General features: G+C 63.4%; 23 protein-coding genes and 5 pseudogenes. 12 read left to right on the top strand and 16 right to left on the bottom strand.

Features of this window, described 5'->3' with window-relative positions:
• Positions 1 to 27 precede the first annotated feature (27 nt).
• Together QJT78_RS34580 and QJT78_RS34575 are read left to right on the top strand one after the other, a co-directional pair.
• Positions 28 to 350, top strand: a pseudogene (locus QJT78_RS34580) (nitrilase-related carbon-nitrogen hydrolase); the annotation flags it as partial.
• Between the two features lie 14 nt (positions 351 to 364).
• Positions 365 to 970, top strand: coding sequence for a TraH family protein (locus QJT78_RS34575; RefSeq protein ID WP_035680223.1), 606 nt, complete (start codon positions 365 to 367; stop codon positions 968 to 970).
• A 30-nt stretch (positions 971 to 1000) separates the two neighbouring features.
• On the opposite strand, the pseudogene QJT78_RS34570 reads toward QJT78_RS34575, so the two are convergent.
• A pseudogene (locus tag QJT78_RS34570) lies at positions 1001 to 1120 on the bottom strand (type II toxin-antitoxin system VapC family toxin); the annotation flags it as partial.
• 138 nt (positions 1121 to 1258) lie between these two features.
• Here QJT78_RS34570 and QJT78_RS34565 point away from each other — a divergent pair.
• The gene (locus QJT78_RS34565; protein ID WP_049807966.1) at positions 1259 to 1849 is read left to right on the top strand and encodes a DUF2167 domain-containing protein; all 591 of its coding nucleotides are present in this window, start codon (positions 1259 to 1261) and stop codon (positions 1847 to 1849) included.
• 261 nt (positions 1850 to 2110) lie between these two features.
• On the top strand, positions 2111 to 2980 hold the full coding sequence (locus QJT78_RS34560) for a transcriptional repressor TraM (protein WP_049807965.1): 870 nt from the start codon (positions 2111 to 2113) through the stop codon (positions 2978 to 2980).
• Positions 2981 to 2988: 8 nt separating this feature from the next.
• Here the strand turns inward: QJT78_RS34560 and QJT78_RS34555 are convergent, their stop codons facing one another.
• From QJT78_RS34555 to QJT78_RS34495, 13 genes are all read right to left on the bottom strand, one after another.
• Positions 2989 to 3900: an autoinducer binding domain-containing protein gene (locus tag QJT78_RS34555; protein ID WP_232674644.1), complete on the bottom strand. Its 912-nt coding sequence runs from the start codon at positions 3898 to 3900 to the stop codon at positions 2989 to 2991.
• 274 nt (positions 3901 to 4174) lie between these two features.
• Positions 4175 to 5473 (bottom strand): IncP-type conjugal transfer protein TrbI, encoded by a 1299-nt coding sequence (trbI, locus tag QJT78_RS34550; RefSeq protein WP_028152603.1) that lies wholly within the window; start codon positions 5471 to 5473, stop codon positions 4175 to 4177.
• Between the two features lie 10 nt (positions 5474 to 5483).
• A complete protein-coding gene (gene trbH / locus QJT78_RS34545; RefSeq protein ID WP_028152602.1) occupies positions 5484 to 5948 on the bottom strand; it encodes a conjugal transfer protein TrbH in 465 nt (154 codons plus the stop codon).
• Positions 5949 to 5952: 4 nt separating this feature from the next.
• Positions 5953 to 6777 carry a P-type conjugative transfer protein TrbG gene (gene trbG / locus QJT78_RS34540; RefSeq protein ID WP_028152601.1) on the bottom strand — a complete coding sequence of 275 codons (825 nt, stop codon included), beginning with the start codon at positions 6775 to 6777 and terminating at the stop codon, positions 5953 to 5955.
• Positions 6778 to 6794: 17 nt separating this feature from the next.
• Entirely contained in the window at positions 6795 to 7457 is a 663-nt protein-coding gene (trbF, locus tag QJT78_RS34535; protein ID WP_028152600.1) for a conjugal transfer protein TrbF, read from the bottom strand.
• Between the two features lie 14 nt (positions 7458 to 7471).
• Entirely contained in the window at positions 7472 to 8659 is a 1188-nt protein-coding gene (trbL, locus tag QJT78_RS34530) for a P-type conjugative transfer protein TrbL (RefSeq protein ID WP_038945592.1), read from the bottom strand.
• A complete protein-coding gene (gene trbK / locus QJT78_RS34525; RefSeq protein ID WP_028152598.1) occupies positions 8653 to 8865 on the bottom strand; it encodes an entry exclusion protein TrbK in 213 nt (70 codons plus the stop codon). Before trbK ends, trbL begins: the two co-directional genes overlap by 7 nt.
• Positions 8859 to 9677 carry a P-type conjugative transfer protein TrbJ gene (trbJ, locus tag QJT78_RS34520; RefSeq protein ID WP_038953896.1) on the bottom strand — a complete coding sequence of 273 codons (819 nt, stop codon included), beginning with the start codon at positions 9675 to 9677 and terminating at the stop codon, positions 8859 to 8861. Before trbJ ends, trbK begins: the two co-directional genes overlap by 7 nt.
• Complete coding sequence (locus tag QJT78_RS34515; protein WP_028152596.1) at positions 9649 to 12102, bottom strand: conjugal transfer protein TrbE; 2454 nt, start codon at positions 12100 to 12102, stop codon at positions 9649 to 9651. The genes trbJ and QJT78_RS34515 overlap by 29 nt, the downstream gene beginning before the upstream one ends.
• 9 nt (positions 12103 to 12111) lie before the next feature.
• Complete coding sequence (locus QJT78_RS34510) at positions 12112 to 12411, bottom strand: conjugal transfer protein TrbD (RefSeq protein ID WP_028152595.1); 300 nt, start codon at positions 12409 to 12411, stop codon at positions 12112 to 12114.
• The gene (locus QJT78_RS34505; RefSeq protein WP_028152594.1) at positions 12404 to 12793 is read right to left on the bottom strand and encodes a TrbC/VirB2 family protein; all 390 of its coding nucleotides are present in this window, start codon (positions 12791 to 12793) and stop codon (positions 12404 to 12406) included. The genes QJT78_RS34510 and QJT78_RS34505 overlap by 8 nt, the downstream gene beginning before the upstream one ends.
• Positions 12783 to 13751, bottom strand: coding sequence for a P-type conjugative transfer ATPase TrbB (gene trbB / locus QJT78_RS34500; RefSeq protein ID WP_060913174.1), 969 nt, complete (start codon positions 13749 to 13751; stop codon positions 12783 to 12785). The genes QJT78_RS34505 and trbB overlap by 11 nt, the downstream gene beginning before the upstream one ends.
• On the bottom strand, positions 13748 to 14317 hold the full coding sequence (locus QJT78_RS34495; protein WP_232707732.1) for an acyl-homoserine-lactone synthase: 570 nt from the start codon (positions 14315 to 14317) through the stop codon (positions 13748 to 13750). The genes trbB and QJT78_RS34495 overlap by 4 nt, the downstream gene beginning before the upstream one ends.
• 552 nt (positions 14318 to 14869) lie before the next feature.
• On the opposite strand from QJT78_RS34495, the gene repA reads away from it, so the two are divergent.
• The 5 genes and pseudogenes from repA (at position 14870) to QJT78_RS34470 (ending at position 19132) form a co-directional block, all read left to right on the top strand.
• Entirely contained in the window at positions 14870 to 16063 is a 1194-nt protein-coding gene (repA, locus tag QJT78_RS34490; RefSeq protein ID WP_028152592.1) for a plasmid partitioning protein RepA, read from the top strand.
• Positions 16060 to 17073 (top strand): plasmid partitioning protein RepB, encoded by a 1014-nt coding sequence (gene repB, locus QJT78_RS34485; protein WP_049808001.1) that lies wholly within the window; start codon positions 16060 to 16062, stop codon positions 17071 to 17073. The genes repA and repB overlap by 4 nt, the downstream gene beginning before the upstream one ends.
• Before the next feature lie 226 nt (positions 17074 to 17299).
• Positions 17300 to 18524: pseudogene (repC, locus tag QJT78_RS34480) on the top strand (plasmid replication protein RepC).
• Positions 18525 to 18584: 60 nt separating this feature from the next.
• Entirely contained in the window at positions 18585 to 18809 is a 225-nt protein-coding gene (locus QJT78_RS34475; RefSeq protein ID WP_028152591.1) for an antitoxin MazE-like protein, read from the top strand.
• The gene (locus QJT78_RS34470; protein WP_028152590.1) at positions 18806 to 19132 is read left to right on the top strand and encodes a type II toxin-antitoxin system PemK/MazF family toxin; all 327 of its coding nucleotides are present in this window, start codon (positions 18806 to 18808) and stop codon (positions 19130 to 19132) included. The genes QJT78_RS34475 and QJT78_RS34470 overlap by 4 nt, the downstream gene beginning before the upstream one ends.
• Positions 19133 to 19189: 57 nt before the next feature.
• Here the strand turns inward: QJT78_RS34470 and QJT78_RS34465 are convergent.
• Positions 19190 to 19318: pseudogene (locus QJT78_RS34465) on the bottom strand (IS110 family transposase); the annotation flags it as partial.
• Position 19319: 1 nt separating this feature from the next.
• On the opposite strand from QJT78_RS34465, the pseudogene QJT78_RS34460 reads away from it, so the two are divergent.
• A pseudogene (locus QJT78_RS34460) lies at positions 19320 to 19478 on the top strand (IS630 family transposase); the annotation flags it as partial.
• A gap of 16 nt (positions 19479 to 19494) precedes the next feature.
• Here the strand turns inward: QJT78_RS34460 and QJT78_RS34455 are convergent.
• Complete coding sequence (locus QJT78_RS34455) at positions 19495 to 20703, bottom strand: tyrosine-type recombinase/integrase (RefSeq protein WP_232674643.1); 1209 nt, start codon at positions 20701 to 20703, stop codon at positions 19495 to 19497.
• Positions 20704 to 21151: 448 nt separating this feature from the next.
• Here QJT78_RS34455 and QJT78_RS34450 point away from each other — a divergent pair, with 448 nt between their 5' ends.
• Positions 21152 to 22093, top strand: coding sequence for a DUF1403 family protein (locus tag QJT78_RS34450; RefSeq protein ID WP_028182290.1), 942 nt, complete (start codon positions 21152 to 21154; stop codon positions 22091 to 22093).
• Positions 22094 to 22110: 17 nt separating this feature from the next.
• Positions 22111 to 22797 carry an SMC-Scp complex subunit ScpB gene (locus tag QJT78_RS34445; RefSeq protein WP_028182291.1) on the top strand — a complete coding sequence of 229 codons (687 nt, stop codon included), beginning with the start codon at positions 22111 to 22113 and terminating at the stop codon, positions 22795 to 22797.
• Positions 22798 to 23092: the final 295 nt, after the last annotated feature.

The raw sequence follows: 23092 nt of genomic DNA, 5'->3' as shown, positions 1-23092 counted from the left end.
GCGGCGCTTGGCTGGTCGGGCGATACGGTTCTCTATCGCGCCCGCATGCCTGTGCCCGTGTCGATCTGGCAGCCCCGGCGGACATGGCTCGGGGAGAGCGGCGGTGCGCGAGCGACCTTCGCAAGATCCCGTCGTCGATATCGCCGGCCGCCGGGTGGCGTCGTTGATCTGCTACGAGCAGCTTCTGATCTGGCCGGCCCTGCAATCGATGCCGCACCGGCCGGATACGATCGTCGCCATCGCCAATGGCTGGTGGGTGACCGGCGCCCCCGTCCCCGCGATCCAGCGCGCCGCCGTCGAGGCCTGGGCGGCTGTTCGGTCTTCCCCTCGTCACCGCTTTCAACCGCTGAACAGGAATTCGCCCATGGCCATCGATGCCGATCTCATCCAGAAATGTGCTGATCCCGCCCTGAAGCCCGCGATCGTCGAAAAATTCTTGCACGCCGCCGGGTCGCCCGATCCGCTCACCGTGACGGTGCGCAACGGCGACCGCATCATCCTGGTACCGCCGGTCAAGGCGCCCGAAGAAGCGCTTGAGCTTGCCCGCAGCTATATCGGTCGAGCCGTCGTGCGCGTCGGCATCACGCAGTATCCGGCCGGTCTCGGCGTGAAGGATCCGTCGGAGTTGTCGCCGGATCTGTTCGACGCTTGCAGGAACATCCGCACGGGCACGGCCCTGTTCGGCAAGGTCTGGCGGATCGTTTGGAAATGGTATGGCAATCCGACCGATGATAGCGTCAGGGCGCAGGTGTTCGACGATGCCGTCGAGGCCTGGAAGCGTGGGCAATTTGAGGGGACGGCGGTGTTCACGGCTCACGATCCTGGCGGGCCGAAGCCGCCGGAGCCGAAGCGGGAGGAGGCGCCTCAGCCGGCTGCGGTGGCGCCATCTCCGCAGGAGCCGGCGGCCAACGATCCCAACAAGTCGGGCATCCGCATCGACCTGTCCGGCGTTGGCGGGCGCGCTCCGTGAATGTGGCGGACTCGACGCATCCGGCGGGGGCTATGCTGCCGCGATGTCGATTTGGCTGAAATCATTGCCCTTGAACAAGAGCGGCTCGCCGGTCGCCTTCGCCAGGGTGTAGGAAAAGCAGTCGCCATCGTTCAAGCCGGCTGTGTGCCGAGAGGTTCTGGCAGCTTGATCGCCCGCCTCAATACGTCGCCTTCCTCAGCCGGTTGTCACCCACTTTCCGCCATAGCTCGTTTGTCGGGCAAGCAGCAGTTGTGTAGGGTGAAGCTTTCAATTGTCCATGGGGCTAAAATGAAAGCGTTGACTAGATTCGCGTTTGTATTTGCTTTGTCGTTATTCGCGGGGGCCGCTCTTGCTCAGCAGGGCTCAAATGATCAGGCTTGGGTCGAACTCAAGAAGCTCGATTGGAAATATGGTCCAACGCAGGGCGATATCGCCACCGTGGCCAGCATAGGCGTCCCCAAGGATGCTATGTTTCTCGGTTCAGTCGGAAGCCGGCGGTTTCTGGAACTGATGGGGAATTTGGGCAGTGATGGCAAGTACACCTTTGCGCCGAGGAGCTTGAACTGGTTCGCCGTATTCAATTTCGATCCTTCAGGCTATGTGAAGGATGACGAAACGCTCGATCCCGACGAACTCCTTGGCATCCTAAAGAAGAACAACGTCGCCGGAAACGACGAGCGCAGGCGACGCGGATTGGAGACGCTCGTGCTTGAGGGCTGGTATGTCGTTCCTCACTACGATATCCAGACGAAGCGCCTGGAATGGGGGACCAAACTTCGTGAAGAGTCGGGTGATGTCACCGTGAACTACACGATCCGGTTGCTTGGACGGAGTGGAGTGATGAATGCCACTCTCGTTTCAAGCCCGGGGGCTCGTTAGACAACGACATCAAGGCGTTCAAAGCGTCGCTCGCGAATTTTACGTTTAACCCCGGTCAGCGGTATTTCGAGTTTCGCGCCGGTGACAAAGTTGCGGAATACGGGTTAGCGGCCTTGATTGTTGGCGGAGCCGCCGCTGCAGCCGCGAAGTCAGGCGCATTTAAAGCGTTCGAAAAGTTCATGGTTTTTGGCGTGTTTGGAGGGCTCGCGGCGGCTTGGGCCGCTCTACGCCGGTTCTTCTCCAGAAAACCCGCTTAGCCGAATGCTGGAAGAACTTGCTGCATCAAAGTTCGGCTTTTGGGTGGTTGCTTGGATCATAGCTCTTGCGGACTCCACGTTTCTGTTGGAGCCCGGCAAGTTCGTGTTTACGGTTTCAAGGACCACCCGCCCCGAACTCAGGGCATCTTCAGCCCCTTTTACGGTGATGAACAGAGAGCTAGTTTTCGCAATCTACTCTGTTCCGTTCCGTCTCTTCCTCATCACCAGCATTTCGGCTCCGAATCAAACTTTGCAGAAGACTTTCAGGCGGCTGTCCAACATCAACCGAAGAGAGCGTCGAGCGTGGTCGCTGTTGTTGGTTTCCGCAGGCGCAATGGCTCTTCTTGTAGCGGGACCGATCATTTCCGCTGTGTGGGGCGTGCAGTACTCGATTATCCTGTTACTACCAACTCTCTATGCGTTAGGTATCGCAGCGTCTGTTCTGATTTGGAACGAGAGAAGGCGCTTTGGCCTGTCAAACGCGATGGCAGTAAAGATTTCGGCGGAACTGATGTTGTGCCCGGTGTGCTTGATAAACGTCTTTAAGCGGATAGCGCTGGCGCAGGGCTGGCAGGAGAGCGATCGCACGGAACAAGCGCAGACAGCCTTGCGGACCGATCGTCGGACTGACGGCAACCTTCCGAAAGACATCCTCGAAACGATTGTCGTCGAGGCAATTTACAAGCATCGCTTCCTTCGCGACATTGCCGAGTTACGTCACGCGGACAGCCGTCGGGTTGCCGAGTCCGACGGAAGTGTTGGTCTTGCGCGCACAGCTTACATCAAGGCGATGATCGACGTTCACGCCCGGCAGACCGTGCTGTCGACCCTGCTTGGAGTCCTAGGCTACGTACCAACTATGCCCGCCGATTGAGGATGCGGTCAGATCAGGCCGAGCTTCGTCGCGAGTGCCGTGGCTTGGGCGAGACTTCCCGCATCGAGCACCTTGCGGGCGTTGTTGAGATGAAAATTCACGGTCGCGAACGACATGTTTTCGAGGGTGGCGATCGACTTCATCGGCTTTCCCTCAGCCGACCATTTGAGGCAGAGGGTCTGCTTGGCCGTCAGCTCGAACGTTGGCTGCGCCGTCGGCGTCGCATTGTGCTCTTCAAGCTTGGCATGCAGGAACGCGACCGCCGTGACGGCGGCGATCTGATCGATATCCTTATCGAGGGTCAAGGACGGTTTGCTCGATGCGAGCGTCAGCATCGACATGTGCCGGCAGGCCGTCCGTATCGGGATGCTGATACCCGATCTGATCCCGAAGTCGGCGGCCTCGGAATAGAAACGCCGAACCTCTTTTGTCTCCGAATGGCGGGAGCCTCCGGAGCACCAGGTGAATGCGCGCAAAGTCGTGCTGGCGGTTTTTACGACCGGATCAATCGTCGTGTAGTCGCTGTCGAAATAGTGCCTCAGCCACTCCGGCGAATAGTTCGAGTAGGCATAAGTTCTGGATGGCTGGATGTAGAGATAGGCGTAGCAGTCAAAGCCCAATTCCTCCACGAGATCCGGCAGCGCTTCCCTCAGAACTTCCTGCGTTCTCGCGGCAGAAGTGACGTCCGTCAGTCTCTGAAACCCGGTTTTTAGGTCCATTCTCCTCGTATCCATTGTTTCTCTGAAGACTTTTTTCCGGCGGCGAGCACCCGGCTCGAGTCGGCGCAGGACGCAGTGATGGTGAGATTGACGTCTGGTGGCGGTGCCGGCTGTGAACGGTAAAAGCTGGCGATCTTCCACGCCATACAGCGATTTACCGCCGCGCTGCTTCTTGTGTGCACATTGTCGCGAGGGTTCCACGTGAAGCGCTACGCGTTTCGGCTCACCGCGAGATCCTCGTTACACATCGCGGACAGATAGATTAAGTTGACTCGCCAACGCGGCGAAGTTGCTGTTTTCGTGGTTATGATGTTGGTGCATAGGTGTCGTTCCGCTCTCCTCGCGTCTAATGCAGTCTGGCGTAGCTTGTTATTTATAGTTGGCGCAACAAATGCGAAAATTTAGAGGCCGGATTGCATGAAACTGGTGGATCGAGCATCGCGATAGATGGCGGCTTCAGTCGCATTACGTATGATCAGCCCCGATAAGCGCCAGGGAACACAATGTCCTGATCGACAAGGACGTTGAACTGATAACCGGGGCGAATCTCCAGCGTCGGCTGCACGTCGAGGTTCTTGTTGATGGTGCGCTCCGCAACACGGCCGAAGGTTTCCGCAAAATTCCGCCGTGCGGCGTCCGACGCGGTCTGCTGCGTCGCGAGCGTCGAACTCTGCGGGGCCGCCATATCTATGCCCGTGCCGATGATCGCGAGCAGGATCGCGGAACCGAAGGTCTTGAAGTAGTGGTTGTCGACCTGGTCGGTGAAGCCGCCATAACCCTCCGCGTCCGTTCCGGCCATGCCGCCGATTTGGAGGGTCGAACCGTTCGGGAAGATGATGTCGGTCCAGATGACGAGGACACGGCTTTGCCCGAAGGAGATCTTGCTGTCGTAGCGGCCCATCAGCTTCGTTCCCTGAGGAATAAGCAGGCGGTGGCCGGTCGCACTGTCGTAGACGTTCTGGCTGACCTGGGCGGTGATGCGGCCTGGCAGATCGGAGTTGATGCCGGTGATCAACGTCGCCGGGATCACCGAGCCGCGTTTCAGCTCATAGTAGGAGCGTGGAGGGACAACCTGGTTCGGCAGGTAGCCGAGCTTGGCGAGGTCGGAGTTGAAAAAATTCTCCTTCTTCGCTTGCCCGTTGGGATCGAGGTTCTGGCCGTTGAGCCCGGTCAGAAGCGCGAGGCTGTAGAGGTCGGCCGGCGAGGACGAGGCTGCCGCCGACGTGGCGCCCGGTTTCGCCGGCGACGTGGCGGCTGTCGTCGCCTTGATCTTCTGTGTGTCGATGGCGAGCGGCGAATCCAGCGCGATGTTGCTCGCCTGCAGGCGCGCCCTTCTTTGGCGCTGCTGCTCCCGGAGGAACTGCTCCTGACCCTCCCGCGCGAGACGCGCCCGCCAGGCTTCTTCGGATTCGAGTGCGCCGCCCCTTGGCTCTGCGACGGCAGGCTGTGGCTGGACGAAGGGGTTTTGCGGCGCAGGTCTCGGCTCGGGCGCCGGCGCCGTGGGCGGAGATTGCTGGCCGTCGCCGATGATGCCGTCGGCAACGCCGCGTTTCATCTGATCGGCGAAGGTCGTGGCGGGCGCACCGCCACCCGTGCCGGCGTCGGATGTCGATCGGAACACGAGTCCCCGCGAGGTCAGCCCGTAGAAGATCACCGCGAGGAACAGGATGCCGAGCACGGCCGCGGCGATGATCGGTAGTCGGTTGAGGCGGCGGATATCTTTCGGCGCGCCCGTCCCGCCGGGGCCGCCGCCGAGTTGCAGAGATTGCGTCATGCCCCTCCCCTCAGCCGCGCTTCATCACCGAGACCGGGCTTGCCGGTGCTGCCCCCGCCGCGGTCGCGGAATAGACGCGGCCGATCTCGATCGAGCCGGTCGTGAGACGAGCGAGCATCTGCCCGTCCATGGAGGCGAGCACATAGGCGAGCCGGATGGCTTTCGGATTCTTGGTGTCCTGATCGGTCGTGACGGCGTACCCCCAGCTTCTGAGCGATGTCTCCAGGGCTGAACCGAAGGCCGATCCGTCGGGCTTCAGGACGATGGTCGCCTTTCCCTGGCCGATCTGTTCGGCAAGGCGTGGAACGAGATCACCGGCGACGGCCGAAGCGGCGGGGGCCGAGAGTTCGGCCGGGGCGGTGCTGGCACCGAGTCCGCCGGTTCCGAAAGTCGCGCATCCGGAAAGAAGGGCGGCCGTGAGGAAGAAGGCGGCCGCGCGCGCCAGGCGGCAGCTGGTGAAGAAGTGGCTGGCCATGCCGTCACCCTCCCCTCTGGATGGTGATCTTCTCCTGGCTCCAGCCGACGCCGGAGACGAGGATCGCTTTGTCGACCGCATAGTCGACGATCATGATGTTGCTCTTCATCCGATAATTGACGATGCGGTTCTGGCCGCCTGAGACCACGAACAGGACCGGGGCGTCCTGCGAGGCGACGGATTCCGGGAACTGGATGTAGGTCTTCGTGCCGTCGCTATAGACTTGGGTCGGGCGCCAGCCGGCGCTGCCCGAGACGGAATAGCTGAAGTTCAGCTGCTCCGCCGGCACGCCGGCGCCGCCCGCCTCGATCCGGGCGTTGACGTCGGCCAGGCGCGAGGACACGTCCTCGGGATAGTCGAAGCCGACCCGCGCCATGTACTGGGTCGGGTGCGACTTGAGCTGGATGTGATAGGTCCGTCGCGACGTCGTCACCACCATGGATGTGACGAGGCCGGGCTCGGTCGGCTTGACGATGAGGTGGATCGCCTGGCCGCCCGTCGCGCCGGAGGTCCCGGGCTCGACCTTCCAGCGCACGGTGTCGCCGACGAGCACGTCGCGCACCACCTCCCCGCCCTGCAATTCGATGTCGCAGACCTGGAGCGGCGAGCAGACCACGGAAGGCTGCACCTCGCCGTAGAGGAAGATCACCTTGCCGTCCGCTCCCCGCGTCACGAGTCCCGTCCGGCCGCGCCATTGGCCGGAGATATCCATGCCCTTCGCTTCCTTCCGGTTGAGGCTCTGGGCATCGGCGCTGTGAAGGCCGGTGATGGAAACGAGAGCGGTCGCGATCAGAAGGGCCGTCCGGCATGTTGGTCTTGTCGCAGTCATAGTTGAGGGCGCGCCTTTCAGATCTGTGCGGTCCAGTCGAAGTCCTTGAAGTAGAGGCCGATCGGGTTGAGCCGGATCACCGCCTCATCCTGCGGCGGAATCAGCACGACGCTGGCCACGCCGCGGAAACGCCGGGTCGCCACTTCCTTGCCCTTGCGGTCGCGCTCGTATTCGGTCCAGTCGATCTGGAAGGACTGCGGCGACAGCGGCACGACATTGTTGACCTCGATCGCGACCGTCGCGGTCTTGGCCTTGTCGAAGGGAGAACTCGAGCGGAACCAGGCGTTGACCTTTTCGGTCGCGGGGTCCGTGGTGCGCAGCATGGCGTAGACGCGGTCGATATATTGCTTCTGCACCACAGTGTCCGGCGTCACCGATCGGAAGTTGGTGATGAAGCCAGCGAGCGTGGCGCGAACGACGCGCGGGTCGGCATATTCGATCTGGGCTGGAAAGCCCGCGCTTACGGACGAACCGAGCTTGTCGACCTCGACGATGTAGGGAACGAGCTTGACCTGGGTGCTCTGATAGAGCGCATAGCTCGTGCTCATGAACGCGAGGCCGAGGCTCGCGATGCCGACGATGCGCCAGGCGCTGGCGGCCTTCACATAGGAGCCGTAGCGCTCGGTCCATTCCTGCCGCGCGGCGATATAGGGATTTTCGGGACTGCTGGGGGAGGCCAAACGCGGTTCTTCCGTCATTTTTCGTGTTTTTGGGGCGGAGGGGTCGGCGATCCGCCGCCGCTCTTCTCGAGCTTGGCGTTGGCGAGCCCGAGCAGAGATCCGGCGTAGGCGCCGGGCGCACCGATCGCCTTGTCGCGGGCGGCCGAGGCGAGCGCGCCTCCGGCCGAGGCCGCGCCCCGCAGGCCGGCAAGGGCGGCGCCACCGACCGACGAGCCGCTCGCGCGCGCCGCCGAGAAGGCCGCCGCGCCCGCGTTGGCCCCGCCCATCGCGAGGGCAGCGCCGCCGGCTGCGAAACTCGCCGCCTGCGCGCCGTGCCGGATCATCTCCATGCCGCCGCTGACCGAGGCGCCTTGCACCACGCCCTGGACGATGGATGGCACGTACATCGCGAGGATGAAGACGACGACCGCGATGCCGGCGATGGCGAGCGCGGTTTGATACTGGTTGCCGACCGACGTATCCTTGGCGAGGCCGATCAGTACGTCGGAGCCGATCTTGGCGATCATGACGAGCGACATGAGCTTCATGCCGACCGAGAAGGCGTAGACGAGGTAGCGGATCGCGAAATCCTTGGTGAAGGACGATCCGCCGAGGCCGAGCATGATCATGCCGGCGAGAAGGCCGACATACATCTCGACGAGCACGGCGAGGAAGATCGCCGCGACGAGCGAGAAGGCGATGACGCTGACGATCATGGCGAGCGAGGCCGAGAGCGCCAGCGCGTTGTCCTGAAACACGCCGAAGGAAATCTTCTGCGACATGGCGGAGGCGACCGTCAGGCCGGCATTGAAGACGTTCGCCGGCGAAGCGGAGCCGCTGCCGCCGCCGATCTGGAACAGGCTGTCGACCACGGCCTTGGCGAAGCTCGGCCCCTCCGCCAGGACGAAGGCGAAGAAGCCGATGAACATGATCCGGCGCACGAGCTCGGCGAACCAGGCTTCGATCGTCGCGGCCTGGATGGCGAGCCAAGCCGCGGCGATGCCGACCTCGATGCCGGCGAGGATCCAGAACAGCGATTTTGCAGCGTTCGTGACGGTCGATTCCCAACCCTTCGCGGCCGTGACCACCTGGTTCTCGACCGTCGTTAGCACGCCGCCATCCGCGGCGGCGATTGCCGGACCGACGGTGTGAAGACAGACGGCTGCTGTGACGGCAATGGCAAGCACCGTCGAAGGACGGGTGAGAAAGGAGGCCGTCACCATCGCGGTCGCATCTCCTGTCCGTTGGTCATGTCGTACTTTTGCGGCGTGCCGAAGAACGCTTTCGCGCGCTCGCGGTCATCGCTCGATCGGGCAGCCGGCGTCGGATCGGTCACCGCCGGGCCCGTCGGCGTACGCTGAGATAGCCAGAGGCCGACAGCGGCCGCCGCGCAAACGCCGATGACGCTGATCAGGAGAGATTTCACCATCTCGGGCGCATCTCCTGCCCGCCCGTTATCGACGGCGCCGTCGATTTGAAGAACTCCTCCCGGCGCGCTTGAGCGAGGTCCTTCTCGGCCTGCTCCGACTGATACCAGGTCGCCATCATCGTCATCTGCTGGGAGACGAGCCCGCGCAGCTTCTGCATCTGGGCGACCTGCTGGGTCGCGATCTGGTGGCCGACCTGCAGCGCCTTCATCTGACCGTCGGCGCCTTCCGACATCGAGCGGAGCTGCGACATGGTCGCCTCCTCGCTCGAGAATTGATCGGCGGTGAGGCTCGCGGCGCGCAGCGTGCTGCCGATCGTGTCGCGGTTGGTCGAGGACCAGGTCTGGTAGGTCGACGAGAAGCTGGCATTGTTCGGCAGCCTGGTCTTGAAGTCGGCGTAGCTCTGGAAGCGCTGCTTCAACACGTCGTCGATATTGCCCATCGAGAAGGCGATGCCCTGCCCCTGGCTGACAATGTTTCTGAGCTGGTTGAGGTCGCTCTGGACCTGCCCCCAGATATGGTTCGGCAACTGCGCGGTGTTTTGCAGCATGTTGCTGTAGATCTTCAGCTGGTTTTGGATTTGCTCGGCGAGCTGGGTGATCTGCTTGATCTGGTTGTTCACCTGCTCGGCCGATTTGCCGACCAGCGAGACGAGCTCGCTGTTGTTGAGCATCTGCGTCCACTCGGTCGCGCCGCCACTGAGGGCGCCGCCGCCGGCGAAGGCGGATCTCGCCATGAACGGCAGCGCCATGGCCGCGACCGCCGCGCCGCGCAGGAATTCCAATCTAGTCATCTGCGAGTAGCGTCTCGGCATGAGCGATCCCCCTTGTCTGGAGCCAGTTTGCCGGCCAGGTGCGGCCGTGCACGGCTTTGAGCTCAGTGATGCGTTTGAGATCGTCCCGGCCGGACGCGCCGACGAAGGCGAGCGCGACCGGACCCAGCGCCATGTCGAACAGACGCCGGCCGGCGGGTGAGGTGACGTAATATTCGCGCTTCGGGATCGCGTTGGAGACGATCTCGATCTGGCGCTCGTTGAAGCCGAGGCGTTCGTAGAACTCGCGCGTTCCCGGTTCGCGCGCCGCGCCGTTCGGCAGGCAGATTTTCGTCGGGCAGGATTCCTTCAGCACGTCGATGATGCCGGACCGCTCGGCGTCTGAGATCGACTGGGTGGCGAGCACGACGGCGCAATTGGCCTTGCGCAGCACCTTCAGCCATTCGCGGATTTTGTCGCGGAAGACGGGATGGCCCAGCATCAGCCAGGCCTCGTCGAGCAGGATCAGGCTTGGAGCGCCGGTCAGACGCTTCTCGATCCTCCGGAACAGATAGGTGAGCACGGGCACGAGGCTGCGCTCGCCCATGTTCATCAGCTCTTCGATCTCGAAGGTCTGGAAACCGCCAAGCACCAGCCCGTCGCGCTCGGCGTCGAGCAGATGTCCCATTGGACCGTCGACCGTGTAGTGGTGCAGCGCGTCCTTGATCTCGCGCATCTGCACGCCCGAGACGAAGTCGGCGAGCGAGCGTCCCGGCGCCGCCGCCATGAGCGCGACCTGGCGCGAGATGGCGTTGCGATGATCCGGCGTGACGCTGACGCCCTGCAGTACCACGAGTGTCTCGATCCATTCCGACGCCCAGGCGCGGTCGGCGTCGGTCGCAAGTTCGGCGAGCGGGCAGAAGGCGAGCTGAGGCCCCTCCCCTGCCCCGCCGCCGATCTCATAGTGATCGCCGCCAGCCGCGAGCGTCAGCGGCATCAGCGACCTTCCCTTGTCGAAGGCGAATATCTGCGCGTCCCTGTAGCGGCGGAACTGCGCGGCGATCAGCGCCAGCAGGGTCGATTTGCCCGAGCCGGTCGGACCGAAGATCAGGCTGTGTCCGACGTCGTCGGTGTGAAGGTTCAGCCGGAACGGCGTTGAGCCCGACGCCACCTGCATCAGCGGCGGTGAACCTTCCGGATAGAACGGGCATGGCGCCACCGGGCTTCCCGACCACACCGAATTGAGCGGCAGGAGATCGGCGAGGTTGCGGGTGTGGATCAGCGGCTCGCGGATGTTCGCATACCAGTTGCCGGGCAGCGATCCGAGGAAGGCCTCCGTGGCGTTCAGCGTCTCGATGCGGGCGCCAAAACCCTCGGCCTGGACGACACGGCGAATGCCCTCGCACTTCTCGCGTAGCCGTTCGGCATCGTGATCCTGCAGCACGATGACTGGCGTGTAGTAGCCGTAGGCGACGAGCTGCGAGGCCGCTTCCGCGATTGCGTCCTGCGTCTCGGCGACCATGGCCATGGCGTCCTGGTCGATCGAACGCGACTGGGTCTGGAACAGCTGGTCGAAGAAGGGCCGGACCTTCTGCTGCCATTTCTTCCGGGTGCGCTCGAGCCGTTCGCGCGCTTCGATCTCGTCGAGGAACATGAAGCGCGATGACCAGCGGTAGGTCAACGGCATCAGGTCGAGGATGTTCAGGATGCCGGGCCAGCTCTCGGCCGGCAGGCCGTCGATCGCCACCACGCCGACATAGCGGCCGTCGACCGTCGGCGTCAGCCCGTGCTGATATTCGGCAGTCACGAGCCAGTCGAGATACATCGGGACCTCGGGCAGGCGGACCGGATGGTTCTCGCCGGTGATGCAGAAGCGCACGAACTGGAAGAGCTCGTCATACCGTGCGATGCGCGCGTCGCCGCGTTCCGCGGTCTCGCGCGTTCGCATGCGCTGGATCGACAACAGGTTCGACAGATATTGCTCGATCTCGCGGATTGAGGTCCTGAAGTTGCCGAGCGCCGTGTCGGCGAAGCTCGCCGATCGGCTGTCCTTGTCGGAGTAGACGTACTTGGCGAGGCCCGACTTGCGCCGCTCAGGCGGACGCCAGGTCAGGATCAGGGCATGCCGGCTTTCGTAATGCCCTCTCTCCCGTTCAAAATGCCCGCGTCGCTCCTCGTCGATCGCGCGCGTGACCGCGTCAGGGAAGTGGCCGTCCTTGCGGGCGGGATAGTCCGTGGTCGGAATGCGCAGCGCCTCGACCTGGATCATCCAGCCCGAGCCGAGACGGGCGAGGATGGCGTTGATCTGCCGGGACACGTCGTTGCGCTCGGCGTCGGTCGAACTTTCCGAATCCGGCCCGGCGAAATACCAGCCGGCCATCAGCGAGCCGTCCTTGAGGAGGACGATGCCGTCGTCGACCAGTCCCGCATAAGGCACGAGATCGGCGAAGGACGGGCCGGAATGGCGGAAGGAGCGCAGCGCAACCATGCTCGATCCTCAGAAGCGCCGCCAGGGCGAGGAGGTCGGGCGATAGTGCCGGCGGTAGCCGACATGGCGCATATAGACGCGCCGCATCGCCGGATCGGCCTTCGCCATCATCCGCAGCAGGCCGACCGTGAAGGTCCAGATCGCGACGCCGAACAGCGCCGCATACCAGGTGAGCACCACGAAGATCAGGATGACGGCCGCAAGCCCTGTGAGCAGAACGAGTTCGCGGTCGGCGCCCATCAGCAGATTGGGCCGCGACAGCGCGCGGTGGATACGCGAGCCGGCGAGCGCGGAGTCGGCTTCAGCCACGAGCTCCCTCCCCTGCCCTGCTGCCGGACGAGATGGGGGCGGCGGTTGTGTCGGTTGCGACGGTGCCGATCGAAGCGCCGGTCGAGCCGAACAAGGCGACGATCTGCGTGGCGCCGAGCAAGATGCCGGCGACAAGCACGATGTACATCAGCCGCCGCGCGAAATCGTTGAGCTCGCCGCCAAAGATCAGCATGCCGCCGGCGACCGCCACGGCCGCCAGCGCGATGAAGCCGGCGACCGGGCCGGTGATGGATTTCTGGATCTGCTCGAGCGGACTTTCCCACGGCAGGCTGCCGCCCGACGAGGCAAGCGCGGGATGAGCGATCAGCAGGCCGAGCGCGAGCCCCAGCACGATGCGGGCGGCAAGGCGGTCAGGCGACATGGGTTTCCTCCTTTGGACAATAGGATTCGGTCTGGTAGCGGCCGTTGACGAAGCCCTCGACGTGGAGGATGTCGCGCAGGACGCGGCCCTTGGCGGTCCGCTCGATCGAGACGATGAGGTCGACGGCTTCGCCGATCACCTCGCGCATCGACTGCTGACTTGCTTCCGCGGAGAGCTGCTCGAGCCGGCGCAGGGCCGACTCGGCGGTGTTCGCATGGACAGTGGCGACGCCACCGGGATGGCCGGTGTTCCAGGCTTTGAGCAGCGTAAGCGCGGCGCCGTCGCGAACCTCGCCGACGACGATGCGGTCGGGCCGTAGTCGCATGGTGCTCTTGAGAAGCCGGGCCATGTCGACAGTGTCGCTGGTGTGCAGCGCGACGACGTTTTCGGCCGGGCACTGGATCTCGGCCGTGTCCTCGAGGATCAGGATGCGGTCGTCAGGCGCTGTCTCGGCGATCTCCGCGATGACGGCGTTCGCCAGCGTCGTCTTGCCGGAGCCGGTGCCGCCGGAAATGACGATGTTGAGGCGCGAGGCGACGGCGTTGCGAATGATGTCGGCCTGGCGCTCGGTCATCACCCGACCCTTCACATAATCATCGAGCGGAATCAGCCGCGAGGCGCGCCGCCGGATCGTGAAAGCCGGCGCCTTGACGATCGGGGGCAGCAACCCCTCGAACCTGTGGCCGCCGATCGGCAGTTCTCCGGAGATGATCGGCTGCTCGTCGTCGGCTTCGCAATTGAGCGCGTGTGCGACGCTGCCGATGACGATCTCGGCGGCGGCCGCGGTCATCTCTCCGGTCGCCGCCATGCCGTGGCCGAGCCGTTCGATGAACAGTCGGCCGTCCGGGTTGAGCATGATTTCCACAACGGTTGCGTCATCAAGGGCGACGCAGAGCTTTTTGCCAAGGGCGTCCTGCAGCTTGCGGATCAGGCGCGGATGGGAGCGCAGTTGCGTCATCGCGACCTCCTCAGGCCGCTTGCCGGAGCGGATAGATCGTTGACGAGTAGTCGGCCGGCCGCACGCACGCGCTTGAAGCTCGCCTCGTCAGTCGGAAGCAGGCTGGTGACGGCAGCCGTGTTGCCGATCGGCTCGGGTTCTCCGATCCGAGCCATTGGCCAGCCCGCGCCGCGCAGGATCCGCTTGATGCGGACATCGGTCCCGGTGACGAGCTCGGAATAGCCGTTCGCCATCGACCATTCGATGATCGCCGTGAACATCGTCCAGGTCGCGTCATGAAGTGCCAGCCCTGCCCTTCCCGTCTCGATCAACGTGTCGACGCAGAAGCGCGAGCTCTTGATCATGGCGGCGTGAGGCGGGCCCGACCCGATCAGCTCGGGAAAGCGCACGGACAGCAACGTCGGCCCAGTCGCCGGCAGCAATCGGGCGCAACCGGCGACCTCGCTCCGATTGGATAGCGCCAGGATGTAGGTCGGCCAGCGGAACCGATCGGCCTCGCGCCCGTCCCTGACCTCGACGTCCCAGTTCATGCGTTCGCAGAAGACGTGGGCGCGAAGTCCGTGCATCGAATCGAGAAGGACAGCTGAGTTACTGTATGTTTTGGGTGGGACGGCGATGGCCCGCATGCGTATTGCTCCGAATCTGTCGGGTTCGGAGGCCTAAAAGCCACCATCGCCCGGCCGGCGCGACTAATGAAATTATGAGTGCGGTTCTCGATGCCCGGGTGAGTCGGCATCGACAAAGCCTGAAAGCGGCCGTGGATCGGTGAATAGCGAGCGCTGGCGCCTCTCATAAGAACATGAGCCCCGGCAGGCCGCATTCTCAATGAAGCGCACAGTTATGCTATTGATTGAAATGCAATAAATGCGTTCATCACGCTGATGCGATCCGCGTGCGGAGCCGCCAGAAGCCCGGCGATCGTGCCCCACGGGTCACGCCTGTTCCCATTGATTGGCCAAAATCGGAGCTTCGAGGCGAACAAATACGTGAATCGCTGCCGAATATGGGTAACGGGCCGTTAAAACGCCTGCAAAAATAGTCCTTGCGCGACTCGATGGAATCGACGGAGAAAGTCAACAAGCGGAATTATACGCGAAAATCACGAGAAAGCGCTTGTTGTGAACGTCGGTCAATCAGGAAAGCCACTGAGGCTCCTCATCGAGGAGCAGGGCAAGTCCCTGCTCGACAAGCTGACGGACCATCGGCTGGAAACCTTTCCACCGACGTCAGCCAAAACCTTCAGGAAGCTGTCTCCCGCCGAGACCTCGTCGCTCCTCGGCGTGGCCGAGAGCTACTTGCGAGCCGTGGCGCTCGAAATCGACGACAAACTCAGCACGAAGGGTCAGGCGCGTCGAACCTACACCCTCGAGGATCTCCAGACCCTGCGAAGGACACTGGAGGAAAGGTCACGCACGCCGGGTAAGCTTCTGCGCGGCCGACGGCCCGGCGAGCACCTGCAGGTGATTGCCGTCATCAACTTCAAAGGCGGATCGGCTAAGACCACGACATCCGCCAACCTCGCCCAGTATCTGGCGATCCACGGCTATCGGACGCTGGCAATCGATCTCGATCCTCAGGCCTCCCTTACCTCGATCTTCGGTGTGGCGCCCGAGGTTGATGTTGGTCCGAACCAGTCCCTCTATGGAGCTATCCACTACGGAGAAGACGCCGCCCCCCTCAGGAACATCATTCGGCGCACCTACATCCCCGGCCTGGATCTGGTGCCCGCGGCCCTCGAGCTGATGGAGTTCGAGCACGAAACCGCGACGGTCGCGACGAAGCAGAAGGGCGGGGTGGAGATTTTCGGGCGCATCATGGATGCCCTCCTCCCGGTCGAGGCCGATTACGACGTCGTCGTCATCGACTGCCCTCCCCAGCTTGGCTTCCTCTCGCTCTCGGCTCTGATTTCGGCGACGGCGGTTCTGGTGACCGTCCATCCCGAGATGCTGGACGTCATGAGCATGAGCCAGTTCTTGACCATGCTCGGCTCCTATCTGAACGTCGTCCACCAGCAGACGGGCCACGATCCGCCGCACAATTTCATCCGGTATTTGCTGACCAGGTTTGAGCCCTCGGACGGTCCTCAGAACCAAATCGTTGGTTTCCTGCGCAGCATCTTCAAGGGCTACGTCCTCAATCATCCGGCTCTGAAGTCGACGGCGATCTCCGATGCGGGGCTCACGAGCCAAACGATCTACGAGGTCGAGCGCAGCCAGTTCACTAGGTCCACCTACGATCGGGCGTTGGAATCCGTGAACGCCGTCAATGGAGAGATCGAGCAACTGATACACGCTGCATGGGGGAGACCATGAGCCGGAAAAATCTCTTTAAGCTCGGAGACAAGCCGGAAACCAAGGACGGTGAGCCAGCGAGGGTCCACGCACCGATCGTGCAACATTCGCCGGCGCTCAACAAATTCAGCAGTGTCCTGCAGGATGCGGCCGAAGGCAGCCGGCGAGCCGAAAGGCTTCAGAAAGAACTGGACGATCTGAATAAGAACGGCGTTGTCCAGGAGATCGATAGCACTCTGATCGATCCTTCGCCGATCCGGGACCGGCTTGATGATCCGGGTTCTGAGGAGAACGAGTCTCTTCGCTCCAGTATCGCCGAATCCGGCCAGAGGGTCCCTGCCCTGCTCCGGCCGAACCCCACAGCGCCTGGCCGCTACCTCACTGTCTTCGGCCATCGGCGTGTGGAAGCCGTCAAATCTCTCGGCCGGCCTTTGAGAGCTGTCGTCACGGACATCGGCGAAGATGACGCCCTCATCGCCCAGGGCCAGGAGAACAACGAGCGCAAGAACACGTCGTTCATTGAGCGCTGCCTGTTCGCACGGAGGCTGAAGGATCGGGGCCTGAAAGGCGAGCAGCTGATTGCCGCGATCTCGGGCGGCAAGGCGAACGTCTACAAGATGATCGAAATCGCCGAGAAGGTGCCCGAGGACATTATCGTCGCCATCGGCCCTGCCCCTTCGATCGGGCGTCCGCGCTGGCTGGCGCTCACAGAGATCGTTCCCTCGAAACTCAATGCCTTCAGGAAGAAGATCAGCGATCCGGAGTTCCTCAAACTCCCCAGTGACGAGCGCTTCCAGGCCATCTTCAATCTGGCTTCGACGGATTCGAAAAAGCCGTCAGCTGACGACTTTTCACCCCTCAAGGATCGGAACGGGGCTGATTACGCGCTCGTGCGGCGATCGCCGGCGGGAGACTTGACATTGAAGCTTCCGAAGGACGACGGATCGGCTCGCGCCGATGGTCGATCATTCGGAGAGTGGTTTGAAAGCCGGTTGGTCGCGCTACGCGATGACTGGCTTGAAGGCCGCTGAGGAAAAAGTCGTCAGCTGACGACTTTTTTGTTTCGTAACCTCCCGACCAACTCGAACCAAGGAGCAGCTGCAAAAGAAAAAGGCCCCCGAAACGTCACCGTCCCGGAAGCCTTCATCTGATAGTTGGCGCTTCAGAGAAGACGCTTTCCGCGAATCGCTGTCAAGAGTCTCCCGGCGAGGCTGACGCCATTTTTGGCGGGCGGATTTCCTTTGCCTGAAAAGGCCCATGCAGACCCATGTCCCAACGACGCCCTTTGGGCGGCGATCGCTGACGCTTGCCCATGTGGCAAGCCAGATCGTCGCGACATCGCGGCCGCCGGAGAAGGTGGTCCACAAGTGGAGGATCTACCAGGCCATCTGCTTGGCCAGACCGAAGCTCGGCGTCTCTGAGCGCTCGCTATCGGTGCTAAACGCGTTGCTGACCTTCCACCCGGAGACTGCGCTCACGGGCGAGGACGATCTGATCGTCTTCCCGTCGAACGTCCAGTTGTCGCTCCGGGCCCATGGCATGCCGATCTCGACGCTGAAGCGTCACCTGGCGGCCCTGGTCGACGCCGGCCTGATCGTTCGCCGCGATAGCCCGAACGGCAAGCGCTACGTCAGGAAGGGCTGGGAAGGGGAGAGCGATCGTGCGTTTGGCTTCGACATCTCGCCGCTGGTGGCCCGATCTGAGGAGATCGAGGGCCTGGCCGAGGAGATCGCGGCCGGGATCAGGGCCGTGAAGCTGGCCCGTGAACGCATTACGCTCTGCCGGCGCGACATCGCCAAGATGATCGCCACCGGCATCGAGGAGGGCGTACCCGCCGACTGGCCCGGGATTCACGTCGGCTTCCGGGCGATCGTGGACGGAATTCCACGCTCGCCGACACTTGAGCAGCTGCAGGAGGCCGCTGACACGCTTTCTCAACTCGCCGACGACGTGCTTGGTCTGCTGAAATCACACGTCAAAACGTCGAATCTGGACCCCAATGAGGCCCATTCTGAGCCGCACAAACAGAGTTCAAATCCAAACCTCTTTATTGATCTTGAACCAGCCTCCCGAGAAGGCGGGACGGCTAGAGCGGTGCCAGACCAACAAACGCCGAGGGGAGGGGAGGGGAGGGGCGCTATCCCTTAGGAATGGTGCTGCAGGCGTGTGGCGACCTGGCCGATTACGCCAAGGACGGCCAGATTTCGAATTGGCGCGATTCCTGGCGACGGCCGCTGTGGCCCGGCGGATGCTCGGGATCAGTCCCAGCGCTTGGGAGGAGGCACAGCGCGTTATGGGCGAGGTCCAGGCCGCGATCGTTGTCGCTTGCATCCTCGAGCGGAGCGCCACCATCAATTCCGCCGGCGGCTATCTGCGCGGCCTGACGGCGAAAGCCGCGGCAGGGGAGTTCTCGCTCGGGCCGATCCTGATGGCGCAGATCAATGCCCCGCTGAAGAAAACGAAAATGCGGCCTGATTCATGAAATGGTTTGGTAGCGCGCAACCTTTATAGTAAAGTAGCGCGCAACTGATGGAGATCTCATATGGCGCGGCCCAAGCATACCGATGACGGCCTGACCAAGTTTCAACGCTACCGCCAACAGCAGCAGCATCGCGGCATGAAGCAGCTGCGCATCTGGGTGCCTGATCCCCACAAGCCGGAATTTGCCGCCGAAGCCAGGCGGCAGGGATTGCTGCTGCGCGGCCGGCCCGAGGAAGCTGAGGCGCTGGATTTCATTGCCGCCGCGACTGAATGGCCTGAATCGTGAGGAGAGGGGATCTCGTCACGGTTTCGGCACAGGGCGACTACGGCAAGCCCCGTCCGGCGGTCGTCATCCAGTCCGACGTGCTCAATGCGGCGGACAGCGTGCTCGTGGTCTTGCTCACCGGCATGATCGCCGATGCCCCGCTATATCGGCTCACCATCGAGCCGACGGCCTCGAACGGTCTCAAGCTCGTCTCACAGGTCATGGTCGACAAGGTTCTGGCCTATCCGCGTGCCAAATGCGGCCCGGTGATAGGCCATCTGTCAGGCGCCGATATGCTGGCGCTGAACAACATGCTGTCCGTGATGATCGGGCTCGCCGACTGATTGGACAGCAATAATGAGGGGAGGCCCGATGAAGATCATCTTCGACTGGAAGACTGAGCCTTGGCAAGCCACCAATCCACGCTCCAAAAGAATGGCGCGCAACTGGTTGATCAGCGCCGTACCCTCGGCGACTAGCCGTTCTCTCGACCTGTGTAGAGTCTGCACGTCGAGTTGATCCTGGCTTTTGAACGTCTGGCAGTTCCTTCGTGACAACTGGCTTTCGAACTGCGTGTTCAGATCCTACAACGACATCCTCGATCACTGTTGCTACGCGTGGAACAAACTTATCGACCAGCCGTGGCGCATCATGTTTATCGGAATGCGCGATTGGGCATATCGGTTCTAATCAGCGGAGAGCGGCCTCAGAGGCCTGCCGCCTTGGTCAGATTGACACGGAAGCGGTCGCGCCGGCGCTGATAGCGCCGGGTCATCTCGGCGCTGGCGTGGCCGAGCTGCTTCTGCACGTAGCGCTCGTCGACCTCGGCTGAGGAGGCGAGGCCGGCACGTAGGGAATGTCCGGCAAATTTCTCCTCCCGCTCGCCCTCCGGCAGATCGCCACGGACGCCGGCGGCGACCGCCGCACGCTTCACCAGGCGGGCGACCTGCTGGTCGGTGAGGCGATCCGGACCAACGTCTTTGCCTTCACCCCGCACACGCCGGAATAGGGGCCCATGGCCGATCCGGGCCAGCTTCAGCCAGGTCTGCAGGGCGACGACCGGGCAGGTGGCGTCCGACGAGCCGCGGCCGATCTCGACCTCGCGCCAGCCGGTCTTGCCGCGCAGGGTGACGATCATGCCCTTCTCGAGGATCTCGACCCAGCCACGGCCATCCTCGGTGTCGTCGCGATGGAGGTCGAGGCCGACGATCTCGGAGCGCCGCAGGCCGCCGGCGAAGCCCAGCAGCAGCATGGCGCGGTCCCGCAGGCCGCGTAGCGTGCCCCGATTGAGAGTCTCCAGCATGGCGATCACGTCCTCCGGCAAAACGGCTTCCTTCTGCCGGGGAGGGGCGGCGTGGGTGTTGCGAATGCCGGCGAGGACGGTGGCGATGTGCCGGTCCTTGCGGTCGAGCGGCGTCCCGCGCTGCGCGTAGTTCCAGGTCAGAGCCGAGAGGCGTCGCTCGATCGTCGCGACCGAATTAGCCGTTCGGTCGGCCGTCGCGGCGCCCGAGGCGCAGGCGGTGATGTAGAGCCCGACCGTCTGCGGGGAGGGCGGAAAGACCTCGAGGCCCTGCCGCCGGCACCAGCCGGAAAAGTGCTTCCAGTCGGTGGCATAGGCCCGGCGGGTGTTGGCCGAGCTCGCCGCCTCGACATAGTCGCGGGCCCGGTCGGCGAGCCGTTCGAGATGCGCCGGCACGCCGGATTCCGCAGCCGGGAGAGGGGAGGGGAGGCCGCCGCGGGTCTCGGCCGACGTCTCTGCGGCGGAAACATCGGCACTTTCCGCCGGGCTCTCAGGCGGCGCGGAGGCGTCTGGAGCACGACCTTCGGGGTCCTGGACGGCGATTCCGGGTGTCGTTCGCGTTTCATTGGCGGACGGCAAATCATTGATCTGGAACGAATCAGACTTTGACTTCATTGGCGGATTCTAGCCGAATCGGCGGACAAAGCTGCCGAGCGACGGGCAGGCGATTCAGATATGATGAGACTGCGTGCTTTGGCAGCCAGTCTCACCATTCCGATTCAGCCAGTCTCACAATTATGCGCCGGGAATCTCATAATTGTGCGCGAGATTTCGTCCGGGCGGCCGATTTGCGTGATTTTTGGCACTCTGCTCGACGAGAGAGACCATCTCCATCGGCGTCCGGGAGTTGGGGGCGAACCCCGTCCGCTCAATGAGCGCGAATTCTCGTCGATCTGATGCCAAAAGGAGGCCGTCCGGCGATAGCGAGCCACAGGCTCATTCCTCTCTATAAAGGCAAAAACGACCGATAATGCAACATTATCGGTCGTTGTTATCCGCCGACAGGCGCGGCGGTTTTATCGAAATAAATGGTCACAAGCGCCGTCATTTGTTACCCTTAGCCATGCTCTCTCGCGCGCGAATCATCCCCGAGCCCCCGCCGACCGTCCCGCCTGTGCCTAGCTGGGCGCGGCAGGGCTCGTCCGCCCAACCGGTTGACGATGCGATGTTTTTTGCCGGCGGCGCGCTTGCTGCGGTCCACCCGATCGCCCGCAGCGAGCATCCCCTCGGTCAGCTCTGGCGCCAACGCCTGGCGCTCGCCAACGCCGCCGTCCTCGCTCGCCAGGGTGGCCGCACCGAGGACGAAGCGGCGTTGCGTGACGCCTGGTATCTGCGCCGCGAGACCGACGACCCGGGGCCGGGCGGATGCATCCTCAAGGCCTGGCGGTATCTCGGCGAGCAGGCCGCCATGGCGCCGACGGACTGGATGCTTACCTTGTCCTCGCTGTTCGAGCTGCGCTTCAATGAAGCGCTTGAGGACGTCGTCACCGCCGCGGCGAAATTGGCGGCAGGACAGAGAAGCGCCGTCGCGGCCGCTGCCGAGATCGCGGCGATAAGCCTGCGCGTCGTCCCCGACAGCGAACCGCTCGCCTTGTGGCTCGCAGACATTGTGCTCGCCCATCGCTTGAAATGGCCGATGGCGGTGCCGCTGCTCGCCGGCCAGCTGCGCCGCGCCGAGCTGCGCGCGGCCGGCAAGGCCGGCGGCCCCGACGAGACCTGGGCGAGGACTTGCGCGCTGGCCTATGCGCGCGCCGCTGCTGCTGCCGTCGATCTCTACGCCGACCTCGTGCGGCGCGCCCATCGGCTACTTGCCTCCGCGCCGAAGTTGCGGGCCAAGGATGCCGACATGATGGTGGCGATCCTGCTGATGGAGGACGCCCAGGCGGCCGGCGCCGGCAGGACCGCGAGTGACCGCAGCACACGGCGGCTATTCGAGCGGCTGGTCTCGCTCGGCGCGGTGCGCGAGCTGACCGGCCGCCCCACCTTCCGACTGTATGGGCTCTGACATTTTGGGAGGGTGATTTGGGGCGGCGCGCGCGGCCAAAAGAGGATCTCGACATCGAGCTGGCCGAGCTGCCGCCGGAGCTGCGCTGGCGCGAATGGATGGGCCGCGTCGAGGCGGTGATCTTCGCCTCGCCCGCGCCGGTGACGCGCGAGGTTCTGGCGCGCGTCGTCGGCCGCGACTGCAGCATTGACCTTCTGATCGACGACATCCGTGATGAGCTGCGCGGCCGGCCCTACGAGCTCGTTGCCGTCGCTGGCGGCTGGCAGCACCGCACCCGGAAAAACTTCGCCGAAACGATCCGGGCTGCGATCGGCGCTCCCGGCGACGGCAAGGCGTTGTCGCAGACCGAAGCGCTGATCCTTGCTTGCATCGCCTACTACCAGCCGATCAATCGCACCGAATTGTCATCCTTCTTCGGCAAAGAGGTCAGCCGCGATACCATCGCCCGTCTGCGCGGACTGGAGTTCATCGCTGCCGGGCCGCGTAGCCCCCAGCCCGGCGCGCCCTACACCTATGTGACGACGAAGGCGTTCCTGTCGCACTTCGGCCTGGAGACGCTGCGCGATCTTCCGGACATGGAGATGCTCGAGGAGGCTGGCCTGCTCAGCAAGGACAAAATGCTGGCGGGGGAGTTTCCTGTGCTGGCGTCGGACGAGGCCGACCAACTCGAGGCGGACCGAGACGAAGACGATCATGTGACTTGAATCGCTGCCGAGGAGTTTTCGACAATGCATTGACCGACGAGCAGTCGCCTCGTTTTCTGTGATCTCCTTGCGCTTCATGCGCAGCAACTACGCGAGCCGGCGCTGCTTACATGCATTGACGAGATATTTTCCCGGTGGGTTTGCCCTTGGGGCCGCGCGCGGGGGCGCCTGACTGGCTCACTCGCTTTCTCGTCAGCAGCGAAAGAGGCTGGTCCTTGAGCAGCTAAAGCGGCCGTAAGCAGTCGTAGCAGCGCCGGCCAGCGCATTGCGCTGCTGGCCGGACTCTGCCCGTCGG

This window comes from Bradyrhizobium sp. Mp27 (assembly GCF_029953005.1).
Lineage (GTDB): Bacteria > Pseudomonadota > Alphaproteobacteria > Rhizobiales > Xanthobacteraceae > Bradyrhizobium > Bradyrhizobium barranii.
Note: the sequence above shows the minus strand (reverse complement) of the source record. Positions and strands in the feature narration are given on the sequence as shown.

Excerpts from the sequence above, each read along its gene's own strand:
- QJT78_RS34575 (WP_035680223.1), top strand. The coding sequence starts at position 365 with ATGGCCATCGATGCCGATCTCATCCAGAAATGTGCTGATCCCGCCCTG.
- QJT78_RS34565 (WP_049807966.1), top strand. The coding sequence starts at position 1,259 with ATGAAAGCGTTGACTAGATTCGCGTTTGTATTTGCTTTGTCGTTATTC.
- QJT78_RS34560 (WP_049807965.1), top strand. The coding sequence starts at position 2,111 with ATGCTGGAAGAACTTGCTGCATCAAAGTTCGGCTTTTGGGTGGTTGCT.
- trbI (WP_028152603.1), bottom strand. The coding sequence starts at position 5,473 with ATGACGCAATCTCTGCAACTCGGCGGCGGCCCCGGCGGGACGGGCGCG.
- trbH (WP_028152602.1), bottom strand. The coding sequence starts at position 5,948 with ATGGCCAGCCACTTCTTCACCAGCTGCCGCCTGGCGCGCGCGGCCGCC.
- trbG (WP_028152601.1), bottom strand. The coding sequence starts at position 6,777 with ATGACTGCGACAAGACCAACATGCCGGACGGCCCTTCTGATCGCGACC.
- trbL (WP_038945592.1), bottom strand. The coding sequence starts at position 8,659 with ATGGTGACGGCCTCCTTTCTCACCCGTCCTTCGACGGTGCTTGCCATT.
- trbK (WP_028152598.1), bottom strand. The coding sequence starts at position 8,865 with ATGGTGAAATCTCTCCTGATCAGCGTCATCGGCGTTTGCGCGGCGGCC.
- trbJ (WP_038953896.1), bottom strand. The coding sequence starts at position 9,677 with ATGCCGAGACGCTACTCGCAGATGACTAGATTGGAATTCCTGCGCGGC.
- QJT78_RS34515 (WP_028152596.1), bottom strand. The coding sequence starts at position 12,102 with ATGGTTGCGCTGCGCTCCTTCCGCCATTCCGGCCCGTCCTTCGCCGAT.
- QJT78_RS34505 (WP_028152594.1), bottom strand. The coding sequence starts at position 12,793 with ATGTCGCCTGACCGCCTTGCCGCCCGCATCGTGCTGGGGCTCGCGCTC.
- trbB (WP_060913174.1), bottom strand. The coding sequence starts at position 13,751 with ATGACGCAACTGCGCTCCCATCCGCGCCTGATCCGCAAGCTGCAGGAC.
- QJT78_RS34495 (WP_232707732.1), bottom strand. The coding sequence starts at position 14,317 with ATGCACGGACTTCGCGCCCACGTCTTCTGCGAACGCATGAACTGGGAC.
- repB (WP_049808001.1), top strand. The coding sequence starts at position 16,060 with ATGAGCCGGAAAAATCTCTTTAAGCTCGGAGACAAGCCGGAAACCAAG.
- QJT78_RS34475 (WP_028152591.1), top strand. The coding sequence starts at position 18,585 with ATGGCGCGGCCCAAGCATACCGATGACGGCCTGACCAAGTTTCAACGC.
- QJT78_RS34455 (WP_232674643.1), bottom strand. The coding sequence starts at position 20,703 with ATGAAGTCAAAGTCTGATTCGTTCCAGATCAATGATTTGCCGTCCGCC.
- QJT78_RS34450 (WP_028182290.1), top strand. The coding sequence starts at position 21,152 with ATGCTCTCTCGCGCGCGAATCATCCCCGAGCCCCCGCCGACCGTCCCG.